This window comes from Streptomyces sp. NPDC058964, from assembly GCF_042741275.1.
Classification (GTDB): domain Bacteria; phylum Actinomycetota; class Actinomycetes; order Streptomycetales; family Streptomycetaceae; genus Streptomyces.
On sequence record NZ_JBHYKH010000073.1, the window covers coordinates 24,297 to 25,298 of the forward strand.

The 1,002-nt window shown below is 74.3% G+C and carries 1 protein-coding gene; it reads left to right on the forward strand.

Features of this window, described 5'->3' with window-relative positions; all coding sequences use genetic code 11:
• Positions 1–247 precede the first annotated feature (247 nt).
• Positions 248–1,002 (forward strand): trypsin-like serine protease (locus ACFW2E_RS12530; protein WP_384465512.1); only part of this gene is annotated, 755 nt, incomplete at its 3' end.

Below are 1,002 nucleotides of genomic sequence, written 5' to 3' on the forward strand. Positions count from 1 at the left end.
CGGGGGCCCCCCCACGCTGCTTTGGGCCGTGGGGTGACCGCGCCTGACCGGCCCTACCGAACCGAGTTTCCCGCTCCAGCACGAACCGCGCAACCTCATTTCCGGCTATCGTCCGCGCCTCGCGCGGACCAGCGGCGTACTCGCCGCCACATCGCTGGCCGCCGCGGCCCTGACCGCCGCCCCCGCGATCGCCGTATCGGGCCCGCAGGCCCCCGACTCCGTCTCCGCCGCCACCGCACGGCTCGACATCGGCGGACAGCGCAGCTGTTCGGCCACGCTGGTCGACAAGCAGTGGCTGCTGACCGCCGCAACCTGCTTCACCGATAGCGCCGGTGCCAAGCTCGCCCCCGGCGCACCGAAGCTGAAGACGACGGCCACTCTGGGCGGCAGCGCCCAGCAGGTGGTGAGCCTGGTGCCGCGCACCGACCGCGACGTCGTCCTGGCCCAGCTGGCCAAACCGGTCACCGGCATCACCCCCGTCCGCGTGGCCGGCACCGCGCCCGCCGCCGGGGACGAGGTCCAGGCCGCGGGCTTCGGGCGCACGCACGATCAGTGGATCCCCGACCAGGTGCACGCGGCCGCGTTCACCGTGCAGAACGTCGGCGACACCACCGTGGACCTCGCCGGCAAGTCCGACGGCGCCGCGATCTGCAAGGGCGACACCGGCGGTCCGGTGCTGACCACCGCCGGCGGCCGGTCCGCGGTCGCCGGCGTCAGCAGCCTGTCCTGGCAGGGTGGTTGCCTCGGCACCGATCCGGCCGAGACCCGCAACGGAGCCGTGGCCGCCCGGGTCGACGACCTGGCCGCCTGGGTCCAGCAGGTCACCTACAGCACGGCCTTCGCGGGCGCGCCGTGGAAGCACGCCGCGCAGATGACGACCGGCTACTTCACCGGCGCCGCCGGGGCGGGCCGGCGTATGGACCTGATCGTCGTCTGGGACGACGGCGAGGTCACGCTCTATCAGGGTGGCGACGGCACCGACCCCGCCCACCCGTTCTCGGC